This window comes from Parendozoicomonas sp. 2304DJ65-17 (genome assembly GCF_058148445.1).
In genome coordinates, this window is record NZ_JBYVJV010000001.1 from 127334 (window position 1) to 147145 (window position 19812).

19 protein-coding genes are annotated in these 19812 nt (G+C 49.0%); 6 read left to right on the top strand and 13 right to left on the bottom strand.

What is annotated here, in order from left to right; translation table 11 throughout:
* Nucleotides 1-24 precede the first annotated feature (24 nt).
* The 9 genes from ACY2RR_RS00590 to ACY2RR_RS00630 all read right to left on the bottom strand — a co-directional run bounded on the left by ACY2RR_RS00590 (nucleotide 25) and on the right by ACY2RR_RS00630 (nucleotide 8204).
* Nucleotides 25-735, bottom strand: coding sequence for a phosphoglycolate phosphatase (locus ACY2RR_RS00590; RefSeq protein WP_490106184.1), 711 nt, complete (start codon nucleotides 733-735; stop codon nucleotides 25-27).
* Between the two features lie 43 nt (nucleotides 736-778).
* A complete protein-coding gene (gene rpe, locus ACY2RR_RS00595) occupies nucleotides 779-1444 on the bottom strand; it encodes a ribulose-phosphate 3-epimerase (RefSeq protein ID WP_490106185.1) in 666 nt (221 codons plus the stop codon).
* Between the two features lie 71 nt (nucleotides 1445-1515).
* Nucleotides 1516-2313: a hypothetical protein gene (locus tag ACY2RR_RS00600; protein WP_490106186.1), complete on the bottom strand. Its 798-nt coding sequence runs from the start codon at nucleotides 2311-2313 to the stop codon at nucleotides 1516-1518.
* 39 nt (nucleotides 2314-2352) lie between these two features.
* The gene (locus ACY2RR_RS00605) at nucleotides 2353-2811 is read right to left on the bottom strand and encodes a hypothetical protein (protein ID WP_490106187.1); all 459 of its coding nucleotides are present in this window, start codon (nucleotides 2809-2811) and stop codon (nucleotides 2353-2355) included.
* A gap of 32 nt (nucleotides 2812-2843) precedes the next feature.
* Nucleotides 2844-3173, bottom strand: coding sequence for an AzlD domain-containing protein (locus tag ACY2RR_RS00610; protein ID WP_490106188.1), 330 nt, complete (start codon nucleotides 3171-3173; stop codon nucleotides 2844-2846).
* Complete coding sequence (locus ACY2RR_RS00615; RefSeq protein WP_490106189.1) at nucleotides 3170-3889, bottom strand: AzlC family ABC transporter permease; 720 nt, start codon at nucleotides 3887-3889, stop codon at nucleotides 3170-3172. The genes ACY2RR_RS00610 and ACY2RR_RS00615 overlap by 4 nt, the downstream gene beginning before the upstream one ends.
* Before the next feature lie 102 nt (nucleotides 3890-3991).
* Complete coding sequence (locus ACY2RR_RS00620) at nucleotides 3992-4804, bottom strand: helix-turn-helix transcriptional regulator (protein ID WP_490106190.1); 813 nt, start codon at nucleotides 4802-4804, stop codon at nucleotides 3992-3994.
* A 155-nt stretch (nucleotides 4805-4959) separates the two neighbouring features.
* Nucleotides 4960-7485, bottom strand: coding sequence for an ABC transporter permease (locus tag ACY2RR_RS00625; RefSeq protein ID WP_490106191.1), 2526 nt, complete (start codon nucleotides 7483-7485; stop codon nucleotides 4960-4962).
* Nucleotides 7482-8204 (bottom strand): ABC transporter ATP-binding protein, encoded by a 723-nt coding sequence (locus ACY2RR_RS00630; protein ID WP_490106192.1) that lies wholly within the window; start codon nucleotides 8202-8204, stop codon nucleotides 7482-7484. Before ACY2RR_RS00630 ends, ACY2RR_RS00625 begins: the two co-directional genes overlap by 4 nt.
* Here ACY2RR_RS00630 and ACY2RR_RS00635 point away from each other — a divergent pair.
* Nucleotides 8179-8856: an arylesterase gene (locus tag ACY2RR_RS00635; protein WP_490106193.1), complete on the top strand. Its 678-nt coding sequence runs from the start codon at nucleotides 8179-8181 to the stop codon at nucleotides 8854-8856. The two genes, ACY2RR_RS00630 and ACY2RR_RS00635, sit on opposite strands and share 26 nt — an antisense overlap.
* A gap of 45 nt (nucleotides 8857-8901) precedes the next feature.
* Here ACY2RR_RS00635 and ACY2RR_RS00640 read toward each other — a convergent pair whose 3' ends face one another.
* The 4 genes from ACY2RR_RS00640 to ACY2RR_RS00655 all read right to left on the bottom strand — a co-directional run bounded on the left by ACY2RR_RS00640 (nucleotide 8902) and on the right by ACY2RR_RS00655 (nucleotide 13089).
* Nucleotides 8902-10290 (bottom strand): AMP-binding protein, encoded by a 1389-nt coding sequence (locus ACY2RR_RS00640; protein ID WP_490106194.1) that lies wholly within the window; start codon nucleotides 10288-10290, stop codon nucleotides 8902-8904.
* A 155-nt stretch (nucleotides 10291-10445) separates the two neighbouring features.
* Nucleotides 10446-11258, bottom strand: coding sequence for a co-chaperone DjlA (djlA, locus tag ACY2RR_RS00645; RefSeq protein ID WP_490106195.1), 813 nt, complete (start codon nucleotides 11256-11258; stop codon nucleotides 10446-10448).
* 8 nt (nucleotides 11259-11266) lie between these two features.
* Entirely contained in the window at nucleotides 11267-11980 is a 714-nt protein-coding gene (murU, locus tag ACY2RR_RS00650) for an N-acetylmuramate alpha-1-phosphate uridylyltransferase MurU (protein WP_490106196.1), read from the bottom strand.
* 26 nt (nucleotides 11981-12006) lie between these two features.
* A complete protein-coding gene (locus tag ACY2RR_RS00655) occupies nucleotides 12007-13089 on the bottom strand; it encodes an aminoglycoside phosphotransferase family protein (RefSeq protein ID WP_490106197.1) in 1083 nt (360 codons plus the stop codon).
* 231 nt (nucleotides 13090-13320) lie between these two features.
* Here ACY2RR_RS00655 and ACY2RR_RS00660 point away from each other — a divergent pair, with 231 nt between their 5' ends.
* From ACY2RR_RS00660 to apaG, 5 genes are read left to right on the top strand one after another with little or no spacing between them, the layout of a single operon-like run.
* Nucleotides 13321-16242, top strand: a complete 2922-nt coding sequence (locus tag ACY2RR_RS00660) for an LPS-assembly protein LptD (RefSeq protein WP_490106198.1) — start codon at nucleotides 13321-13323, stop codon at nucleotides 16240-16242.
* A gap of 13 nt (nucleotides 16243-16255) precedes the next feature.
* Nucleotides 16256-17560 (top strand): peptidylprolyl isomerase, encoded by a 1305-nt coding sequence (locus tag ACY2RR_RS00665; RefSeq protein ID WP_490106199.1) that lies wholly within the window; start codon nucleotides 16256-16258, stop codon nucleotides 17558-17560.
* Between the two features lie 14 nt (nucleotides 17561-17574).
* Nucleotides 17575-18567 carry a 4-hydroxythreonine-4-phosphate dehydrogenase PdxA gene (gene pdxA / locus ACY2RR_RS00670; RefSeq protein WP_490106200.1) on the top strand — a complete coding sequence of 331 codons (993 nt, stop codon included), beginning with the start codon at nucleotides 17575-17577 and terminating at the stop codon, nucleotides 18565-18567.
* Nucleotides 18568-18595: 28 nt separating this feature from the next.
* The gene (gene rsmA / locus ACY2RR_RS00675; RefSeq protein ID WP_490106201.1) at nucleotides 18596-19414 is read left to right on the top strand and encodes a 16S rRNA (adenine(1518)-N(6)/adenine(1519)-N(6))-dimethyltransferase RsmA; all 819 of its coding nucleotides are present in this window, start codon (nucleotides 18596-18598) and stop codon (nucleotides 19412-19414) included.
* Nucleotides 19415-19434: 20 nt separating this feature from the next.
* A complete protein-coding gene (apaG, locus tag ACY2RR_RS00680) occupies nucleotides 19435-19812 on the top strand; it encodes a Co2+/Mg2+ efflux protein ApaG (protein WP_490106202.1) in 378 nt (125 codons plus the stop codon).

Sequence of the window (19812 nt, forward strand, 5' to 3'; positions counted from 1 at the left end):
AAAATTAAATTTCTGTAATTTTAATTAGAGAGGCCAAATTTCGACTGAAATAAGTTCTTTAAGATTTTCTACAACCACATCAGGAGCAAACTCCTCAACCGGCTCCCCATGGTTATAACCATAAGGCACAGCCACACATTTCACCCCGGCAGCTTTAGCCGCAGCAATATCATGGCGAGAGTCACCTATCATCAGAGCTTGTTCGGCAGGAACATCAAAGCGGGACAGAACGTGTAGAAGCGGGGCAGGATCAGGCTTTCTCTCTGGCAGGGAATCTCCGGAAATTACCACTGAGAAATAATCTGCCAGGCCGCGCTGTTCAAGCAGAGCCCCGGTAAAACGTTCACTCTTATTGGTAATCACCGCCATAGCAACGCCAGCGCGATTCATGGCATTCAGGAACGCATACACACCATCATAAACCGTGCTGAACTGACCACAGCTCTCGTCGTAGGCTTCGTCAAAAAGAGCCTTGGCCTTTTGGAACCCATCGGAGGAAGTATCATCAGCCCAGTCTTCAAGACCAGCATCTCGCAGAGCTCGCTGAACTAAAACTGCAACGCCATTACCAATCCAGAGGCGGGTTTTACCAACACCGGCAGGCGGTTTACCAAGGGCCTCAAGCATCTGGTCTGTAGCTATGGCGATATCCGGCACGCTATCCACCAACGTACCATCGAGATCAAACATCACCAATTGCGGCTTTTGGCCGGCAAACATCTGGCGAATCAGCATCCCTGCCTCCGAGAGTCAGAAAAGAGAGAATTGAATGTAATGCTTACTTGGCAAGTTCTGCCCGCATCTGCTTAATAACAGTTGCATAATCATCAGCTTTGTAAATAGCAGAGCCGGCAACAAAAGTATCCACACCGGCATCAGCGATCTCGCGGATATTGCCAACACCAACACCGCCATCGATTTCCAGACGAATATCCAGGCCACTGTCATCAATCATCTTGCGCACTTTACGAGCTTTAGCGAGGGTGGAAGGAATAAACTTCTGGCCGCCAAAACCGGGGTTCACAGACATCAGAAGAACCATATCCAGACGATCCATCACATACTCCAGACAATCCGGAGTCGTTGCCGGGTTCAACACCAGACCGGCTTTCGCACCACCATCACGGATCATCTGCAGGCTGCGATCAATATGATCAGACGCTTCAGCATGGAAAGTAATATAACTGGCGCCCGCCTTCAGGAACTCTTCGATCATCCTGTCAACCGGAGTCACCATCAGATGTACATCGATAGGCGCAGTAATGCCGTAATCCCGCAGTGCCTTGCAGACCATAGGGCCAAAAGTCAGGTTGGGAACATAATGATTGTCCATCACATCGAAATGGATAATATCGGCTCCGGCATCCAGCACAGCCTGTGCATCTTCCCCAAGCCGTGCAAAATCGGCAGACAGGATACTGGGAGCAATCTGAAAGTCTTTCATGGATTCTCTGTAGGCAGTCGCGAGCGTGGAAAAACGGGATTATAACCACTTGCCCAGACTACAGCCACGCTTTACAACCTTCCCTGCTCCTGAGCCCGCGCCACACTCTCCGTCCAGGCTTTTAAATCATGGGGAGTCCAATAGCCCTTAGGAATAGAAAGACCTGCGATACTGCGCCCTTCCAGTGCCAACCCATGACGCACCAATCTATGAACAACATTGGCACAATTAAACCCGATCAGTTTGTAAAACCGATGATTCTTTTGAATCCAGTGCCATTTTCTCTGCATGGTTTTGCAGGAAAGCCCTGACAGTTCTACGACCTCAGGCTTGCCATGAAGGGCAAAATCTTCTTCAAATGAAGTTTTGCGTTGTCCAGCCAAAAAGCCTGACAGCTTTTGCTGGTCCTCCTCAAAAGCCCAGGAGGCATACGCTGTTTTGTCAGTAATATCCTGACCGCCACCTCCCATAACAACTGCAGCATGCTGACACCCCGTTAAAGCACCGGCGGGGTTTGGAAAAATAAGAACATACGCTTTATTTTGATCTGACATCATGGACCAGAATTTCTGAGCCTCTGCCTTTGTCGTTTCGCTGGCATGGATAACACGGTTAGCAGTTATGGCCTGAACTGTTCCCTGAAGTAGATTTAATGGCTTAAGAAAGTATCGATCCAGAAATGCCACAAACCTATCTAACTTAGAAAGTTTTCGCTCCCCAAGGCTTTTCCCTTCCATAAGCAAGAAGCCATCAGGCTCCGGAAGCTGCTTAAGCGTTTTACGTGCCTCCATTGGAGAGCTGGGCGGGGTGGGGGATGGCTTATGAGAAAACTGACTGCGAATCTTTCCAATCATGGCAACTGTTATCATTCGTCCTGAATAATTAACAGTTAAGCAAAGATTTCTTTGTTATTCGTTCAGTAGCGCCGTGAAAAATAATTTCCAGTAAGCGAAATCTCCCATCGGCTGGCAATTGCCTTTACTTGATCTTACCGGGTGAGACCAGCCCTCAGGGCCTGATTGAATACTATCCAGTTTGATTTCAGTAGCGAGGGTTTTGTCGGCTCTATGAAAACGATATTGATAAAGATCTTTGAAGGCTACCCGCTCTCCCTCAGGAGTTCTGGTTGCCAACCCCTGAGCATAATCGAGAGACACGATCTCATCGGTAATATTTACGCGCCGTGTCCAGGATTCATTACCATGAAAACTTATTCCACCCAAAGTGATACTGCTCTCAAGTTCACTGAAGGAAAAAATCGTGGTTGAACCATCAGGAAACTCACAGCTATACCGCTCTGTCCAAAAGCCTCCACAACCAGAGAGAAATGCTATGAGGGAAACAACTATCAGCCTGAGATGGTTCATGTAGTTAATTTGTATTTATCGTATGAACGAACTTATCCCAGAAGATAGCGATAACCACCATAACAGAGCAACCCGGCCATAACCGTGATCATCAGGCTTTTACTGACACGCGCCACAACAAATGCCACAACAGCTGAAATCAGGAAACCATAATTTACAGCCCAGTCCAATTCCGAATCATCGACACTGTTCTTCACCATAATGGTTTGCACAACAATTACACTGAGCACGGCAACAGGAACATATTTCAAAGATGTTTCCATCATTGGAGGCAAACGCCAGCGGCCAGAAGTCGCTATCAACACATAACGAATAGAAAAGGTAATCAGCGCCATGAAAACAATGACAATCCACTCATTCATTTCACGCTTCCTCTTTTCTTAGATAACTTTTCCACAGCAACACCTGTTGCTACAGCTATTAGTGCAGAAATCATAAGCCCACTTTGATTTGGCCAGCCCCAGGTCAAAACGCCACCAAGAGATGCCACACCTGCTGTTATCCACATAGCCGAGTTGGTCAGTGCCGGAGCAACAATACCCACAAAGGCGACAATCATGGCCACCTCCAGCCCCCAGCCTTCCATACCCGGCAAAGATGTTCCAAGGGCATAACCAATCACAGTGCACAATGCCCAGTTGCCATACATCAACGCCCCGGAGCCGAGGTAATACCATTGCAGCCCCGACTCGTTGCGATGTTCTCTCAACCAGTTAATCACCACAGCAAATGTTTCATCCGTCAGCCAGAAAGCCATTCGAGCTTGTAAAAAAGACGACATCGAACGTACATGAGGTACTAATGTTGCGGCGTAGAGCATGTGTCTGAGGTTAACGAAAAAGGTGGTCAACAGAATGGCAGGCCATCCGACACCAGTCGCCATCATGGAAACCGCAATAAATTGTGCAGAGCCTGCATACACCAGCAAAGACATGGCCAGTGTCGCGCCAAACGACAGTCCACCAGCTTTCGCCAGTACACCGTAAAGAATGCCAAAAGGTATGGCTGCGAGAATAAGAGGAAGGGTATCCCGCGCTCCCTGAAATACTAATCTGGAAGGGTTTTCTGTTTCCGACATCTTTTAGAAATTTCTATTTATTCGAGAGTTGCTGCAGCTTAACGAATTGCAGCCTACCTGTTTTGTACAAAACTGACTTTTTGTCGAATTTGCTTGTAGGAACTAATCGCGTCCGTAAACACCGGGCGTAATTCCCAGTGACTTTCGAAAATGGCGGGTAAGGTGGCTTTGGTCATTAAAGCCTGTAGCTGCGGCGACTTGAACCAGAGGCAACCCTTGCCTGATTAAATCCTTCGCTCTGTGTATTCGCACCTGAATTTGCCAACTATGAGGAGGCATTCCCATATGCTTTCTAAACAGCCGGGTCAGGTAGGAAGTATTCAGCCCAACAAGTTTTGCCAACTCTGTAAGAGAGATATTCTGCTGATAATGATCGGCAATATAGTCCCGGCAAAAACTCACAGCTCTGGGACAGTCGAGTTCAAGTAAGTGATTAGCACGCCCACGGCTATACCGGAGCGTTAATTGACGAAGAGTTTCCAGCCAGACGGTTTCCCGCTCAAGACTATTACTGGAATGTTCAACAACATCAAACAAGTGAGAAAGCTTTCTTGCGGTATCAGGGTCATGAACAACCGCTTCACGAAACCAGGGAGCAGCTAAAGCGCTCTCTTCTCGCTCAAAAACATCCACATGGGGATAAATAGCCCGATAAGACCAGCCGCCCTCACTGGCAGCATGCCCGGTATGCACTTCATCAGCGTTCACCAGAATAATACTGCCAACAGGAGCAACATGATTACCCCCGGTTCGGTAGAACTGTTGAGCGCCTGCGGCTATAACGCCGATGCAATAACCTTCGTGGACGTGTCGGGAAAACGTCTGGGTACGGTAGCTGGCTTTTAACAGATCGACTCCGCCAAGATCATCCGCACGAATAATACGTGCCTGCTCTTTGGAGACATTAGCCAACATAAATCTGCCCCCTTACAGAGTAAAATTGTCCCGTTAATATTGTTGTCCACAGATATCCTGATCAAGTCACTGGAATACCTGTGGATAACCATCCTACCCCTGAATACATCAGGCATTATTTTACGTGTTTATTTTTTGATCAAGATCAATTTTGCTCACAACCCCTTCAAAACATTTGAAGGCGACTGTCGTACAACGCGCCGAACACCCAGCCAACCAGAGAAACCAATCACCACGGCTCCTAGCAGAGGTAAAGCACCCCATAACCACCATACAGGCTCCCAGCTTAACTCAAACACTCGAGTGTTCAGCCAGTAGCTACACAACTCAGTTCCCGCTGCAGCAACCAGCCCAGATACAGCCCCAAGAATAATAAACTCACCAGCCTGCATAAATACAAGCTGACGACGGCTGCCGCCCAATGAGCGGATCAAGGCGCCTTCCTGCAAGCGATGGTCAATACTGGATTCAATAACAGATGCCATAACCAGCAAACCTGCCAGCAGCAGAGCCGCCAACATGGCCTCAACTGCAACAATGGACTGCTCAAGCATGTTACGCACCTGCCCAATCACAGAATCCAGATCCAGAAGCGTCAATGTTGGAAACTGAGTAATCAACTGATTTAGCTGAACTTTATCTTCATCTTCCAGATAGAAACTGTTTAACCAGGATGCCGGCAGATCTTTAAGGGCGCCCTTCGGGAAAATCATATAGAAATTTGGCTGAAAAGATTCCCACTGCACTTTACGGATACTGGTAACCGTTTCGGTAACCTTTCTACCGGACACCATAAACGTCAGCTGGTCACCCATATCAATGCCAAGGTGTTCCGCGATTTCTTCTTCTACAGATAAACCATCGGAGCTGCCCGGCTGCCACCATTCACCTTCAAGCAGAGTATTGCTTTCTGGCAGTTCAGGCGACCAGGTCATGTTGAGCTCACGATTCAGGGAGTTATGCCCGCGCTGCTCTTTAGATACAGCCCGTCGTACATCAACACCATTGATCTGAACCAGTCGACCACGAACTATGGGATATAACCCACTGGCATCAATATCGCTGCTTTCCAGAAACAGCTCATAATTATCCACATCTTCCGGCTGGATATTCAGCGCAAAGTAGTTGGGGGTATCTTCCGGAAGATCCTTCTGCCAGCGGTCAAGAAGATCCGTTCTCAACACCAGCACAATCGCCATTGCCATAAAGGTCAGCGAGAACGCTAATAACTGTGCAGATGAATGGCTCCGCTGCTGAACCATTCTTTTTAACCCAAGCCGCCAGTAAAGAGGCATCGGCTTACCCGATGTTCTTTTATCCACAAGCAGCAACAACAACTGCACGCCTAGGGAAATCGATACAAGAATGGCTGCGCCGGTTATCACCAGACCGGCAGTCATCATCAACTGTCCGGTGTGATACCAAAGCAGCAACACCATCGCTGAAAGCGATAATGCATAAACCAACCATGACGAAGCTGGAGCTGGAGCCAGTTCTCGCCGCAAAACCCTCAGAGGAGAAACATTTTGCAAACGCAGCAAAGGAGCCAAGCCAAACCCCAGCAAGGTGATAATGCCTGTGGCACCGCCCACCAATAATGGAGTGATACCCGGCTGTGGCAACCAGGCCGGCAGAACACCTTGCAGAAGGCTCACAATTCCTGCCTGCAACAACCACCCAAGAGCCACCCCGGGAATCGCAACGAGAAAGGCTACAAGTATCAGTTCACCCACCAGCAGATTTAAAACCTGACGACGACTGCCACCAAAACAACGCATGATTGCGGTGTTATCAAAACGTCTTTCGGCAAAACGTCGGCTAGCCATGGCAACAGCGATACCGGCCAGCAAAATAGCAGCCATGCTAGCTAAGCCAAGAAACTGTTTTAACCGTACAACGGAATTTCTCAGGTCACGGCGGCTATCGTCGGCCATAACCAGCTTTTCACTGGCATCCAGCTTTCCATTTGCCCATTCCTGAAAACCTTTCAACTGCCCCGTATTACCCGCCAGCAAGGTTTTCCAGTTAACTCTACTCCCTGGCTGGATAACACCTGTCGCTTCAAGGTCCTGCATATTGAACATCAGCCGGGGAGAAAGGCTGTAAAAGTCGCCACCTCGATCGGTTTCCAGAGTTATTGCACGAGTGATTTGCAACTCGGTTTCCCCGAGGGTGACAACATCGCCAATCTTCACGCCCAATAGTGGAAACAGGCGAGGCTCGAGCCAGGCTTCACCGGGTGCAGGTGTATCGTCGAGGGGTGCATCTTCTGCAAAGGGTTGTGGCGCCCCACGCATATACCCACGCAAGGGATAGTTATTCTCTACTGCCTTGGCAGAAACAAGTTGCATCTCATCACCAGCCAGAACAACAGAAGGAAACTCCAACACTGTTGAAAGCTCAAGTCCCTGCTCAGTGGCACCAGCAGATACACTTTCCTGCAAAGGCCTTGGGCTGCGAATCACCATATCCGCTCCCAGCACTTCCGCTACCTGACGCCCAAGAGCCAGCTGCAATCTGTCGCTAAATAACGATATGGCCGTACTGACAGACACAGCCATAATCAGAGAAAGCACCAGCAACCAGAGTTCACCGGCCCGCCAGTCCCTCATCATAAAACGCCAGGAAAGTGATGCATTGCTTTTGAAAGAAGTAGCTTTGAAAGAGGCCGCTCTGCTCATTCGGCCTCCTTAAGAACACCACCGTGAAGATGCAGAACACGATCGCATCGATTTGCCAGACCCAAATCGTGAGTAACCAGCACCAGCGTTGTTCCATTTTCCCGATTTACCTGAAACAACAGATCAATAATCTTTTCACCGGTATTTTCATCAAGGTTACCGGTAGGCTCATCGGCAAATAAAATATCCGGCTCACCGGCAAACGCTCTGGCAATGGCTACACGCTGCTGCTCACCGCCCGACAACTGTCGTGGGTAATGATCTGTTCTTTGCTCCAGCCCAACTCTCTTCAGCAAATCATCCGCACGCTTTAAGGCATCTTTCCTGCCCACAAGCTCCAGAGGCAGCATCACATTTTCAAGAGCCGTTAAATTTGGAAGCAGCTGGAAAGACTGGAAAACAAAGCCAACATGTTCGCCCCGTACCCGCGCCCTTTCATCTTCATCCAGATGATCAATACGAGTATCAGCAAGAGTCACAGAGCCTGAGCTTGGTTGGTCCAAACCAGCGAGAATGCCCAACAAAGTCGATTTTCCGGAACCAGAGACACCAACGATCGCTGCAGACTCACCCGACTTGATCTGAAGATTCAGGCCAGACAAGATAGTCAGCTCACCATTACGGGCAACAACTGTTTTGGTGAGATCGGATGCCGCAACGGCGGTTTGTTGTTGATTATCGGGAGACGTATTGGTGCTAGCTTCTAAAGGATGGGCCATAAATTACCGTTTTATCATTCTGTTGCTGTTCACGGTACTCCTGCTGAGGGTACCAAGCGTTCTTGGTTCTAACATTCAACCTGAAGCCGACTCCCAGCGCACGAAAAAAATTGTATTAATGTTTGGCGACAGCCTGAGTGCTGCCTATGGCATTGAGTTGGATAAAGGCTGGGTTGCCCTACTGAAAAACCAACTTCAGAAAACCAACCCAAACTGGCAGGTTGTTAATGTCAGTATCAGCGGAGAAACAACATCAGGCGGTTTAAGCCGCTTACCTGCTGAACTGGAAAAACATTCGCCGGATTTAGTACTGCTGGAACTGGGGGCAAATGATGGTTTACGGGGCACACCGCTGAAATCTATTCGCAAGAATTTTTCTGCCATGCTGCAGTTGCTGGCCGACAAGAATACTCCTGCCCTGCTCTTTGAAATGCAAATGCCACCCAACTATGGGCCAGCCTACACCAAACGCTTTAACGCTATTTATAAAGATTTAAGTAGTGAATTTAACGTTGTTCTAGTGCCATTTTTTCTTGATGGCGTTGCCGGGCAGGAACAGTTAAATCAACCAGACGGCATTCATCCAACAGCAGAAGCTCAGCCGACTCTGTTTAAAAATGTATGGCCGGCTCTTGAAACTCACCTGAAGTAGCAAACAATAAAAGGGCGTAAAACTCACATTCACGCCCTTTTATTTTCAGGAGTCCAGCTGTTCTTCGACTCGCCCAACGAATCTATAAAAACGTGGATTCTGTTCATCAATCACAAACAAATCCCCAGTTCTTTGGAAACCATCTTTGTAATTGGGCTCTTCACACTCCCCTTCCGATTCACAAGGGTAGTAGCGATCAAACAATGATGGTCCTTTGACAAACAACTCTCCTGGTTTTCCAGGTTCGGTAATCTCCTGTTCAGCCCCTGGAGCAAGAAGTCTGGTACGAACCATTCGAGACATGCGACTGTTCCAGCCATCAATTTTTTCGTCAAACCGGGGAAACAGGTGCTCATCCCACTGTTCGCAGCGATCAGCCGGTGTTGCCAGCAGGCTTGCGCCTTCGCTGGTGCTGTAACAATTCAGAACCGCAACCTTTCCAGTGCTGGCAATTTTCTGGGCAACATCTGCATCCATAGGAGAAAAGCCGGAAATAACAGTGCGAAGAGAACAAGATTCCTGCATCCCTTCTACCAGCTCCAGAACCGATATCAATTGCTCAGGAGGAATACCTGCACAGGTCACCCGATTTTTCGCCAATTGGGATTTAATAATTTCAGGATCGCCGGTCTGGTTCAGCACCATCCGTGCGCCCGCCATCAGCCAGTTATAGAGAAATGCACCAATTCCCGAAACTTCTGCAAGAGAGAAAGAGCACAGTAAAGAATCACCATTACGCAGCCCTGCCCCTTCATATACAAACGAGGCGAGAGCAAACCACTGGTTATGAGTTCTGGGAATCGCAGGGTGCTTATCAGTATGGCGCTTCCAGGTCAGAGTAAACACTTCATTGGGCGACACAGGAACAGTATCCATAATCTTCCCAAGATGCCTGATTTCATCTTCAGTAGCAGGAAGATCCAGCGACAGATTAAGAATATCCCCTTCTGAAGGGGAAAAACTGGCAAATTGGCAAGACTCCGGCAACCAGGTTCTGGCCTGCTTCAACAAGTCCCGATGGCGATAGTGACAGCTTACATACATCACTGGCTCAAGCTGCAGTGAGACCTCTGCCAGACTCGCTGTACTTTGATCAACAGACATTGGGCACAATAATGCGCCAATGCGAGCAACAGCCAGATAAAGAACAACTGTTTCGACTGTATTAGGAAGCTGGGTAACAACCACCTGATCTTTGCGTAAACCTGCAGCCAGTAATCGCGCACTCACATCCCGCACAGCCGAAAAAAGATCGCTGTAGGTTAATTGTCGGGGAGGGAGATCAGTAAAGGTTTCGCGGTCAGGCGGATCAACCAAAGCAAGGCGCCCTGGGTGGATTGCAACTGTTCGTCGGAACAGGCTTTCGAGAGATTCTTCTCCCCAGAATCCACGGCGAACATAAAATTCAATGGACTCTCTGCTGCTGGTCTGCATGGTCTGGACGCTTTATTGAGGCTGATTATTATGTACGTACAAAACGCATTCAGACTAGCTAGTCGCGGGATTAACATCAACCGTTATTAACGGCCAGGTTTTTGGGCTGATATGCTTTCAGTTCATATCAACCCCATTTATGCGACAAAGAACTCTTATGAAGACCGCTTACGGTGCTGCTGAATCAGGTCGTATGCGGCTTGAATTTCCTGAGTCTTACGCTTAGCCACCTCCATCATTTCTTCTGGCAGGCCTTTCGATACCAGTTTATCCGGATGATGTTCACTCATCAGTTTCCGCCAAGCACGTTTCACATCACGATCACTGGCATCACTACTTACCCCCAGAGTCGCATAAGCTTCTTTCAACTCATCTTTACGGGGTGCAGACTGCCAGCTTCCTTGATGACCACCGTGACCGGCATGGTGCGAATAAAATGCCCGCTGAGCCTGAAAACGCTGGCACAGCAAGTCGAAGGCAAGCTTGTTAACACCCAGCAAATGGCAGGCATCATGAAGAATGGCCATTTCGGCCTGACTGATATCACCATCAGCAAACGCAGCCTGAAGCTGAATTTCCAAGAACATTTGAATCAGGCTGCCACCAGCAGTCTGGCGGAAACGGGTTAACACACCGTCAACCGGGGCACCGTTTTTTCCCTGATTAAACAAATGAATAGCCTGCTGACGCTGCTCAGGGCTGAGGCGCATCTCGTTCATTAACGCGGTAGCAAGCTGAATTTCTTCTTCTTTTACCCGACCATCAGCCTTGGCCAGCTTTCCCATCACTAGGAAAGTGGCTTCAAAGAATGCTGTCTGGGTTTCGCTCTGGCGCTGGCGACCATAAACCATGCGTGGACGCTGGTTTTGATTATCCAACCACGCACCCAGCAAGGCCCCCATAATCGCGCCGAATGGGCCGCCAAACATCATGCCCAAAAGGCCAAATAAAACTGTTCTGAACCACATATAAATATTTATCTCTCAGAGCTGCCCGCACTATCACCGTTTGTTTTGCCGTAGACAGAACCGGCAGCAAGATCCTTTTCCAGAGTTTGCAAACGCTCAGGTGTTCCCACATCAAGCCAATAACCTGAGTAAAATTCACCAGTTACCTGGTTTTCAGCCATCTTTTCCTTCAGCAACGGAGCTAAAGGAAATACACCTGGCTGACAGTTATCAAACAAATCCGGGGTAAGAACACTGACACCAGCAAAGGTTCCTTTGCTCTCACCCTGCTCGCTGACCATATTATTTGCCAGAGCAAAATCTCCGCCGGGATTATGGTCAGGATTAGACACAAGTACCAAATGCGCGAGGCTATTATCCGGCAATCTCAGGCGGTTGAAATCAATATCTGTAAAAACATCGCCATTTACCAGCAAGAAAGGTCTTTCACCAAGGAGAGGCAATGCCTTATGAATACCGCCACCGGTTTCCAACAACTCGTCTTCTTGCGACCAGAGAATTCTTATACCCCAGCGCTCACCATTGCCAATAACATTTTCCAACTGTTCTCCCAGCCAGGAATGATTGATCACAATGGTTTTAAAACCGGCTGCCACCAACTTTTCTATGTGCCATTCAATCAGGGGTTTACCGGCAGCAGGTAAAAGTGGTTTGGGAGTATGCAAAGTTAAAGGCCGCATCCGTGTACCTTTACCTGCTGCCAGAATCATGGCTACATCCATGGGGAGGTTCCTGGTTAAATCCTTCATCAGTTCTTCAGCTTGTAATCTTGCCACCAGCTTTGTTTTTGCAGCCTTGGTTCAATCTCCTCTTTTAACCAGAGAGAAGTATCACCAAGCTCGGAATAACGTTCACATACCCAGCGGAAGTAGGCATAGACCCGAGGAAGATCTTTCAGATAACCGTTCTTACCATCACGCAACCACAGCCGTACAAAAATCCCCAGTACTTTGATGTGCCTCTGTGCCCCCATCAAGTCAAACCACTGATGCAATTGTTCGTTATCAACATTCTCAAGATGCGGCGAACGTTCAGCAAAACGATCCAGCCATTTATAAACCTGAGATTGAGGCCAGTCGATGTAACAATCCCTCAGCAGTGAAACTGGATCATAGGTAACCGGCCCCAGCACGGCGTCCTGGAAATCAATCAGTCCCAAACCATCAGGGAGCATCATTATATTGCGGGAATGATAATCCCTGTGCACCGGCACCGAAGGTTGTTCAAGAGCAGAGTTGGTGATTTGGGTAAATAGGTTGTTCAGAAGGTCCTTCTCATCTTCTGAAATCTCAATTTCCAGCAACTGTTTTAAAAACCATTCCGGAAACAACTGCATCTCATTACGTAATCGCTTCTCATCATAAAGAGGCAAAGGGTAATCGTCGGGCACTGCCGTTTTCTGCAATGCCAGTAGTGCTTCCATAGCGGAAACATAAAGTCGTTCTACGCTACGCTTTTCAACCAGATATTCTTCAAGGCAGGAATAAAACAATTTGTCGCCAAAATCCTCGAGCAACATGTAACCACGACCAACATCCACAGAATGAACGGCCGGAGTACGAATACCCTGCTCACGCCAGCTTTTGGCAATAGACACAAAAGGCACACAATCTTCATGCTCCGGTGGAGCATCCACAGCAATAAAACTGGTGTCATTAGCAGTGTGGGCGCGGAAGTACCGGCGAAAACTGGCATCCCCCGACACGGTTTTCAGCCCGCTCTGCTTGTGTCGCCCCAGTTCTGCCGACAAACGCTCACTGCACCAGTTATCAAGCTCGGAATACCGGGAATCAACACGCCCCAATGCCTGCTTTGTGGATTTCAGTTCCATGGACTGATGCTTTCCTTCCAACTTTTCCGAGAAATGAACTAGCTTATACCACCACGACAGCTCGTAGAGTACCTAGCACTTTTCTAAATATTACAACGATTGATAAAGCTTTATTAGCCAAGCTCTGTGATGAGCTCACATATTACAGTATTATGCTCCTTTTTTTGACGGATCCCGACTCATACTCAGGCATTTAGCCTGACATTGGATGGCACGAGATCAGGAGTACCCTTGACGTTTATACGTAAAAGGGGAATCTCGCCAGAGATGATGGAGTCACCAACAGAAGCCGACGGGAAGGCCGGATTCAAACCGATGGCAAAGAACATCTTCATCTTGAGAAACAAACTCCCTCTGGTTGTCACCACGGGTTTGCTTGCCGGTATGCCGGTACTTCCAGCTGCCAGTGCAGAACTGACAGAAGACACCCAGTGGCTGTGCCAACAAAACGCTGCGGGGGACGGCTGGCAATGTAACATTGCCCCAAGGAATGCCGGACCAATACCTTTTGCTAAGCGGGCACCAGTTACCCCGGCGCTGAAAACAGCACCGGCTATACCCGTAGTCGTTCAGGGGGTTACAACTCCGGCAAACAGCGCAACAGCTGTCACAGCCCAAACGGCTCCCGGAGGTACGGCTGTTTCGATTCTCCCTGTAGCTGCCACTGCGGCAGGAACAGAAAAATCTCAAACAGTTTCCAAAGCTTACGCAACCCTGGACTGGGCTCAACTGGATCAGTTGCCGCTGTTCAAACAATCCCAGCGCAGCTCCAAAGTCTGTGAAGGTGGTTACGTAGAACCTTATCGTCCGGGCATTGATTACGTTGGCGACCCTTCGGATGCTCCAATTTATGCGGAAGCAGATGAATCCACTTATCTGGAAACCGGCCAGGGCACACTGACCGGTAATGTTGTTGTTCGTCAGGGCTATCGTCAGATTGAAAGTGACGTTGCCAACATGGATCGCAACACCAGCGAAGCCGACTTTATTGGCAACGTGGTCATCCGTGAACCAAATATGCTGATGCTGGGTGATCGTGCTGATGTCAACATGGATAGCGGCCGTGCAGAAATCGCCAATGCACAGTATGTATTTCATGCCGAAGGTAGCCGGGGCGAAGCAGATAAAATTGTTCGTCGGGAAAGTGGCATTATCGACATGGATAAAGCCACTTACACCACCTGCAAACCTGGTAACTGCACCTGGCAGCTCAACGGTAATGAAGTTGAACTGAACCCCACCAGCGGTTTTGGTACGGCGACTAATGCCACGGTTGAGCTGTGGGACGTCCCAGTTTTTTATACCCCGTGGATTACTTTCCCACTGGATGATCGCCGTAAGTCAGGCCTGCTGTATCCAACTATTGCTTTTGATTCCGCAGAAGATGGTAACGGGTTTGACTATACCCAGCCTATCTACTGGAACATCGCGCCCAATATGGATGCGACCTTTACTCCGCGCATCATGACTAACCGTGGCGCTTTGATCGAATCAGAGTTCCGCTATCTGACTAAATCCGCCAAGGGTGAGCTGGGTGGTGCCTACAGCACACCAGACAAAGTTAAAGAAGAGAACCTGAACTACGACGAAAACCGCTGGATGGTAAACCTGTGGCACGAACAGGACCTAACCAGCAATTGGAGCTACAAAGCAAATTACACTGACGCCAGTGATCGTGAATACTTTGATGACTTCGGAACAGCTCTGAATGTCAAATATCTCGACCCTTTGCACAAAGAATTGTACACCACTTATCAAGGTGGCGGTCTAAGCAGCCATCAGTGGACAATGACTCTCGGTACCCAGCATCTGGAAAATATGAGTCAGGATGAAGACGATCCTTATAACAAGGATATCGACTTCAACCTGACTGGCGACGTGAACCTCCAGAACGGCTTTGGTGTTGGCTATGTCCTGGACTATGTTGACTTCCAGCGTGATAAAGATTGGGACTATAAGCGTCAGGTACTTGTTGATCCTGAGAACAAAGTTTACAAAGGTGTTTTTGGTGAAGGCTCCGGCATTAACAATGCTGTCGGTCAGCGTCTGTATGCAGAAACAAACGCCAAGTATCGCTTTGAAAATAGCTTCGCCTTCCTTGAGCCCGGTGTGAAGCTTCGCTCTGTTAATTATCGACTGGATCGACTGGATCCAGGAAGTGAGGACAGACCCGACACCACTGCACCAACATACTATTTAGACAGTGGCTTGTTCTTCGATCGCCCAACCACCCTGAGAGGCATGAAATTCACTCAAACGCTTGAGCCTCGGGCAAAATATATATACACACCATATAAAAGTGGCCAAGAGCTGAATCCGGATTTCGATTCCAGTGAATCTTCGTTTACTTACAGTAGTCTGTGGCGTGATGACCGATTCTCCGGTTATGACCGTATCGGAGATACAAACCAGCTGTCTTTAGGAATCACCAGCAGATTCCTCGAGGAAAATGGATACGAAAGATTCCGCTTTGGTATTGGTCAGATTTTCTATTTCCAGGACCGAAAAGCCCTGATCGATCCAACCTTGAATCCGGACGAAAACGAAGACACCAACCTGAGCGAAGATAAGCGACGCCTACTTGAGGCTAACAAGGCTTCCACCTCTCCAATTGCTACTCAGCTAGTATGGAATATTCGCCGGGATCTGCGATTAACTCAGGACTGGATGTACAACACTAACGGCGGTTACAACGAAGAGTACGCCTTGGGTATGCAATACCTGCCCAAACCCGGCAGCGTGCTTAACGCCCGCTATCGTTACCGTGATCAGGTTGATCGTGCCGAGAAGTACAGTGACGGCCCCAACAAAGGCAATAACACTGGTAAGTATGTAAACGGTAACCTGGAAGAAGTTGATTTCAGTGCCGTATGGCCGCTCACTCCACAGTGGAGTGTTCTAGGTCGTTACACCTACGACGTAACCAACAGTCGTAAGATGGAGCAATCGTTTGGTTTTGAACGTGAATCCTGCTGTTATATGATGCGGGTAATGTATCGGAACTGGATTGACCCTGACGACGATATTGATGTTGCCGAAGAAGACAAAGGCATTTTCTTTGAGTTTGTACTCAAAGGTCTGGGCAATATCACCAGCAGCAAGGTCGGAGCCTTCCTGAACGAAATCAGCGGTTACAGCAGCCGCAAGGACTGATTAAGCTTACGTTATGACGATGAAAAGCATTCGAAATGTCCTGCTGACCGCCACCTTGGCGGTCGCAGGAGTGTCCGCTGTTGCTCCGGTAGCAGTGGCCAAAGTTATTCCCCTGGACAGGGTTGTCGCGATTGTCGATAACGATGTCATTATGGAAAGCGAACTGGATAGTCGCCTGAAAACTGTTCGCAGACAGATTCAGGATCGTAACACCGCCCTCCCTCCAGAACATGTGCTGAAACAGCAGGTTTTGGAACGTCTGATTATTGAAAACCTGCAGCTGCAGATTGCCGATCGTGCCGGTGCTCGTATTGATGATAACTCCCTGAACGATGCCATTCGAAACATTGCCGGCCGTAACGGCATGACTCTGGAACAGTTCCGGGATGCTTTGGCTCAGGATGGCTTGTCTTATACAGAAGCACGTGAGCAGATTCGCCGGGAAATGCTGATTAACCGTGTTCGTCAGCGCCGGGTGATGGAACGAGTCCAGGTTACTGACCGGGAAGTAGAAAACTTCCGTAAGTCTGAGGAAGGTCGCCAGCAGCTGGCTATTGAATATCGCCTTGGGCATATTCTTGTGTCCCTTCCTGAAGGTGCAACTCCAGACCAAATTGCCGTAGCCAGCAAGAAGGCTGAGGGGATCTTCGAGCAGCTGAACAAAGGCGCAGACTTTGCCCAGACAGCGGTATCTCAATCTCAAGGCCAGAACGCACTGGAAGGTGGCGATATTGGCTGGAGAAAAGCAGATCAGCTCCCCACTCTATTTGCTGAAGTTGCTGTTGGTCTGAAGAAAGGTCAGGTATCTCGCCCTATCCGCAGCCCCAGTGGTTTCCACATTATCAAGCTGAGCGACAGCCGTGGTAATGAACAGATGCTGCAGGAGCAGGTGAAAGCCCGCCATATTCTGATCAAACCCAACGAAGTTCGCAGCGATCTGGAAGCTCAGGAACTGGCTCGCAACCTGTATAGTCGCATTGAAAGTGGTGCCGACTTTGGTGAGCTGGCCAAAGCTTATTCAGACGACACAGGCTCCGCTCTGAATGGTGGCGACTTAGGCTGGGCAAACCCTGACGACATGGTTCCAGCCTTCCGTGAGCAAATGCGTACAGCGCCTGCCAATGTTGCCACCAAGCCATTCAAGAGTCGTTTCGGTTGGCACATTCTGGAAGTTCAGGGCAAGCGAAACGAAGATATTAGCGATCAGATACGCACCGCCCAGATTCGGGAAGTTCTCGGCCAGCGTAAGTTCCAGGAAGAACTTCAGGTATGGCTGCGTGAACTGCGGGATCAGGCTTACGTAGAAATCAAACTCTAGGTTTTTCACACTCCATGCAAACAAACCGGACCCCCCGGCTCGCCATCACTTCTGGCGAGCCAGCCGGTATCGGCCCCGATCTCTGCCTGATGCAAGCTGTTCACAGCCATGAGGCAGAGATTGTGGTAATCGCCGATCCAGACCTTCTGCAAGACCGGGCTAACCAGCTCAACCTTGATGTCACCATCAAACAGTTTTCACCAGACAAACCACCCACACCCAGTCGACCTAACGAAATTCTGGTTCATCCCTGCAAACTCCGGGAAAAAGTTGTCGCAGGACAGCTTGATGCCAACAATTCAACCTATGTTCTGGATATGCTGACCACGGCGGTTGATGGCTGCCAGAAAGGCCTGTTTGACGCGATGGTAACCGCCCCTGTGCACAAGGGCATTATCAACGAATCGGGCATTCCATTTTCAGGGCATACCGAGCTGCTGGCAGAGCAGACTGAAACTCCTAGAGTAGTGATGATGCTGGCTACCGAGGGTCTGCGGGTTGCATTGGTAACCACTCATCTGCCGCTAGCCAAAATCCCCGAAGCAATTACCGGCGAATTGCTGGAAGAAATCACCACGATTCTTCATAGCGACCTTCAGAACAAGTTCGGCATTACAAACCCGCATATTCTGGTTTGCGGCCTGAACCCCCATGCAGGGGAAGATGGTCACCTTGGACGGGAAGAAATAGAAGTTATTGAACCCGCATTGGAGCGTTTACGCGCCAAAGGTATGAATCTTTCCGGCCCTTTGCCAGCGGATACCATTTTCAACCCCGGCAAACTGGAAAGTGCCGATGCCGTTCTGGCCATGTACCACGACCAAGGCTTACCGGTTCTGAAATTCAAAGGTTTTGGTGAAGCCGTGAATATCACGCTCGGTTTGCCTATAATCCGCACATCAGTAGACCATGGCACAGCCCTTGATCTTGCTGGAACAGGCCTTGCCCATGCTGGCAGCCTGAACACTGCCATTGTCTATGCCCTTGATATGATCCGCGCCCAATAGCGTGGCTCATATCAAAAACAGTTATTTCATGAGTACAACGACTATTAACACCCAGGCTATTCCCCACAGAGCCCGTAAGCGCTTTGGTCAAAACTTTCTCCATGATCCGGGTGTGATTAATCGCATCATTCGCGCTATCGGACCAAGAACTGACGACCATGTCGTTGAGATTGGCCCCGGTCAGGGAGCACTTACAAATCAGCTTCAGGCCACAGCCCAGAAGATGGATGTTGTGGAACTGGACCGAGACCTGATTCCCTTCCTGAAACTCCAGTTCGGGCTGAACGATAACTTCACTATCCATGAAGCTGATGCTCTGAACTTCGACTTTTCCAGCCTGCAGCAAAGTGATGAACAGCTGCGTATTGTTGGCAACTTGCCTTACAACATCTCTACCCCACTAATTTTCCACCTGGTTTCTTTTGCCAACATTGTGCAGGACATGCATTTTATGCTGCAAAAAGAAGTCGTAGACCGCATGGCTGCAGGCGCTGGTGAAAACAACTATGGCCGTCTCAGCGTTATGGTTCAGTACCACTGCAAGGTGGATTATGTTTTCCATGTTGGCCCCGGTGCTTTTAACCCTCCACCAAAAGTCGACTCTGCAATTGTGCGCCTGACTCCTTATAAAGAGTTGCCACACCCCTGCAAGGATGTTCGCCTACTCGACAGAGTGGTGAAATCAGCTTTTGCCATGCGTAGAAAAACAGTACGCAATGGCCTGAAAGGCCTGGTCACCGGTGATGAATTGAGTAGCCTGGGTATTGACCCCGGTCTGCGTCCAGAGCGAATAGCGCTTGAGTCCTTTGTAAAAATTGCGGATTATTTGGCAGATAAACAGCAATAACAGATTTTCAGGGGCAGATATTGGAAAACCATCGCCTTATCGACGTACATGTCGAAACAGAGTTCCTTCCTGAGCGCTCCTCTCCTGCCAAAAAACAGTATGCTTTTGCCTACCACATAACGATTTCCAACAAAGGTGATCAGGGGGCAAAACTACTGACACGACACTGGTTTATCATCGACGGTGATAAACATCAGCAGGAAGTTCAGGGCGATGGTGTTATCGGGCAGCAACCTCACATTCTGCCCGGTGACAGCTACTCTTACAGCAGTGGCTGTATTCTTTCTACACCCGTTGGCTGCATGCACGGCTCCTACCAGATGCTGGATGACACAGGAGAATTCTTTGACGCAAGAATTCCTTTGTTCAGCCTGCAGGTGCCTGGCTCAGTTAACTAG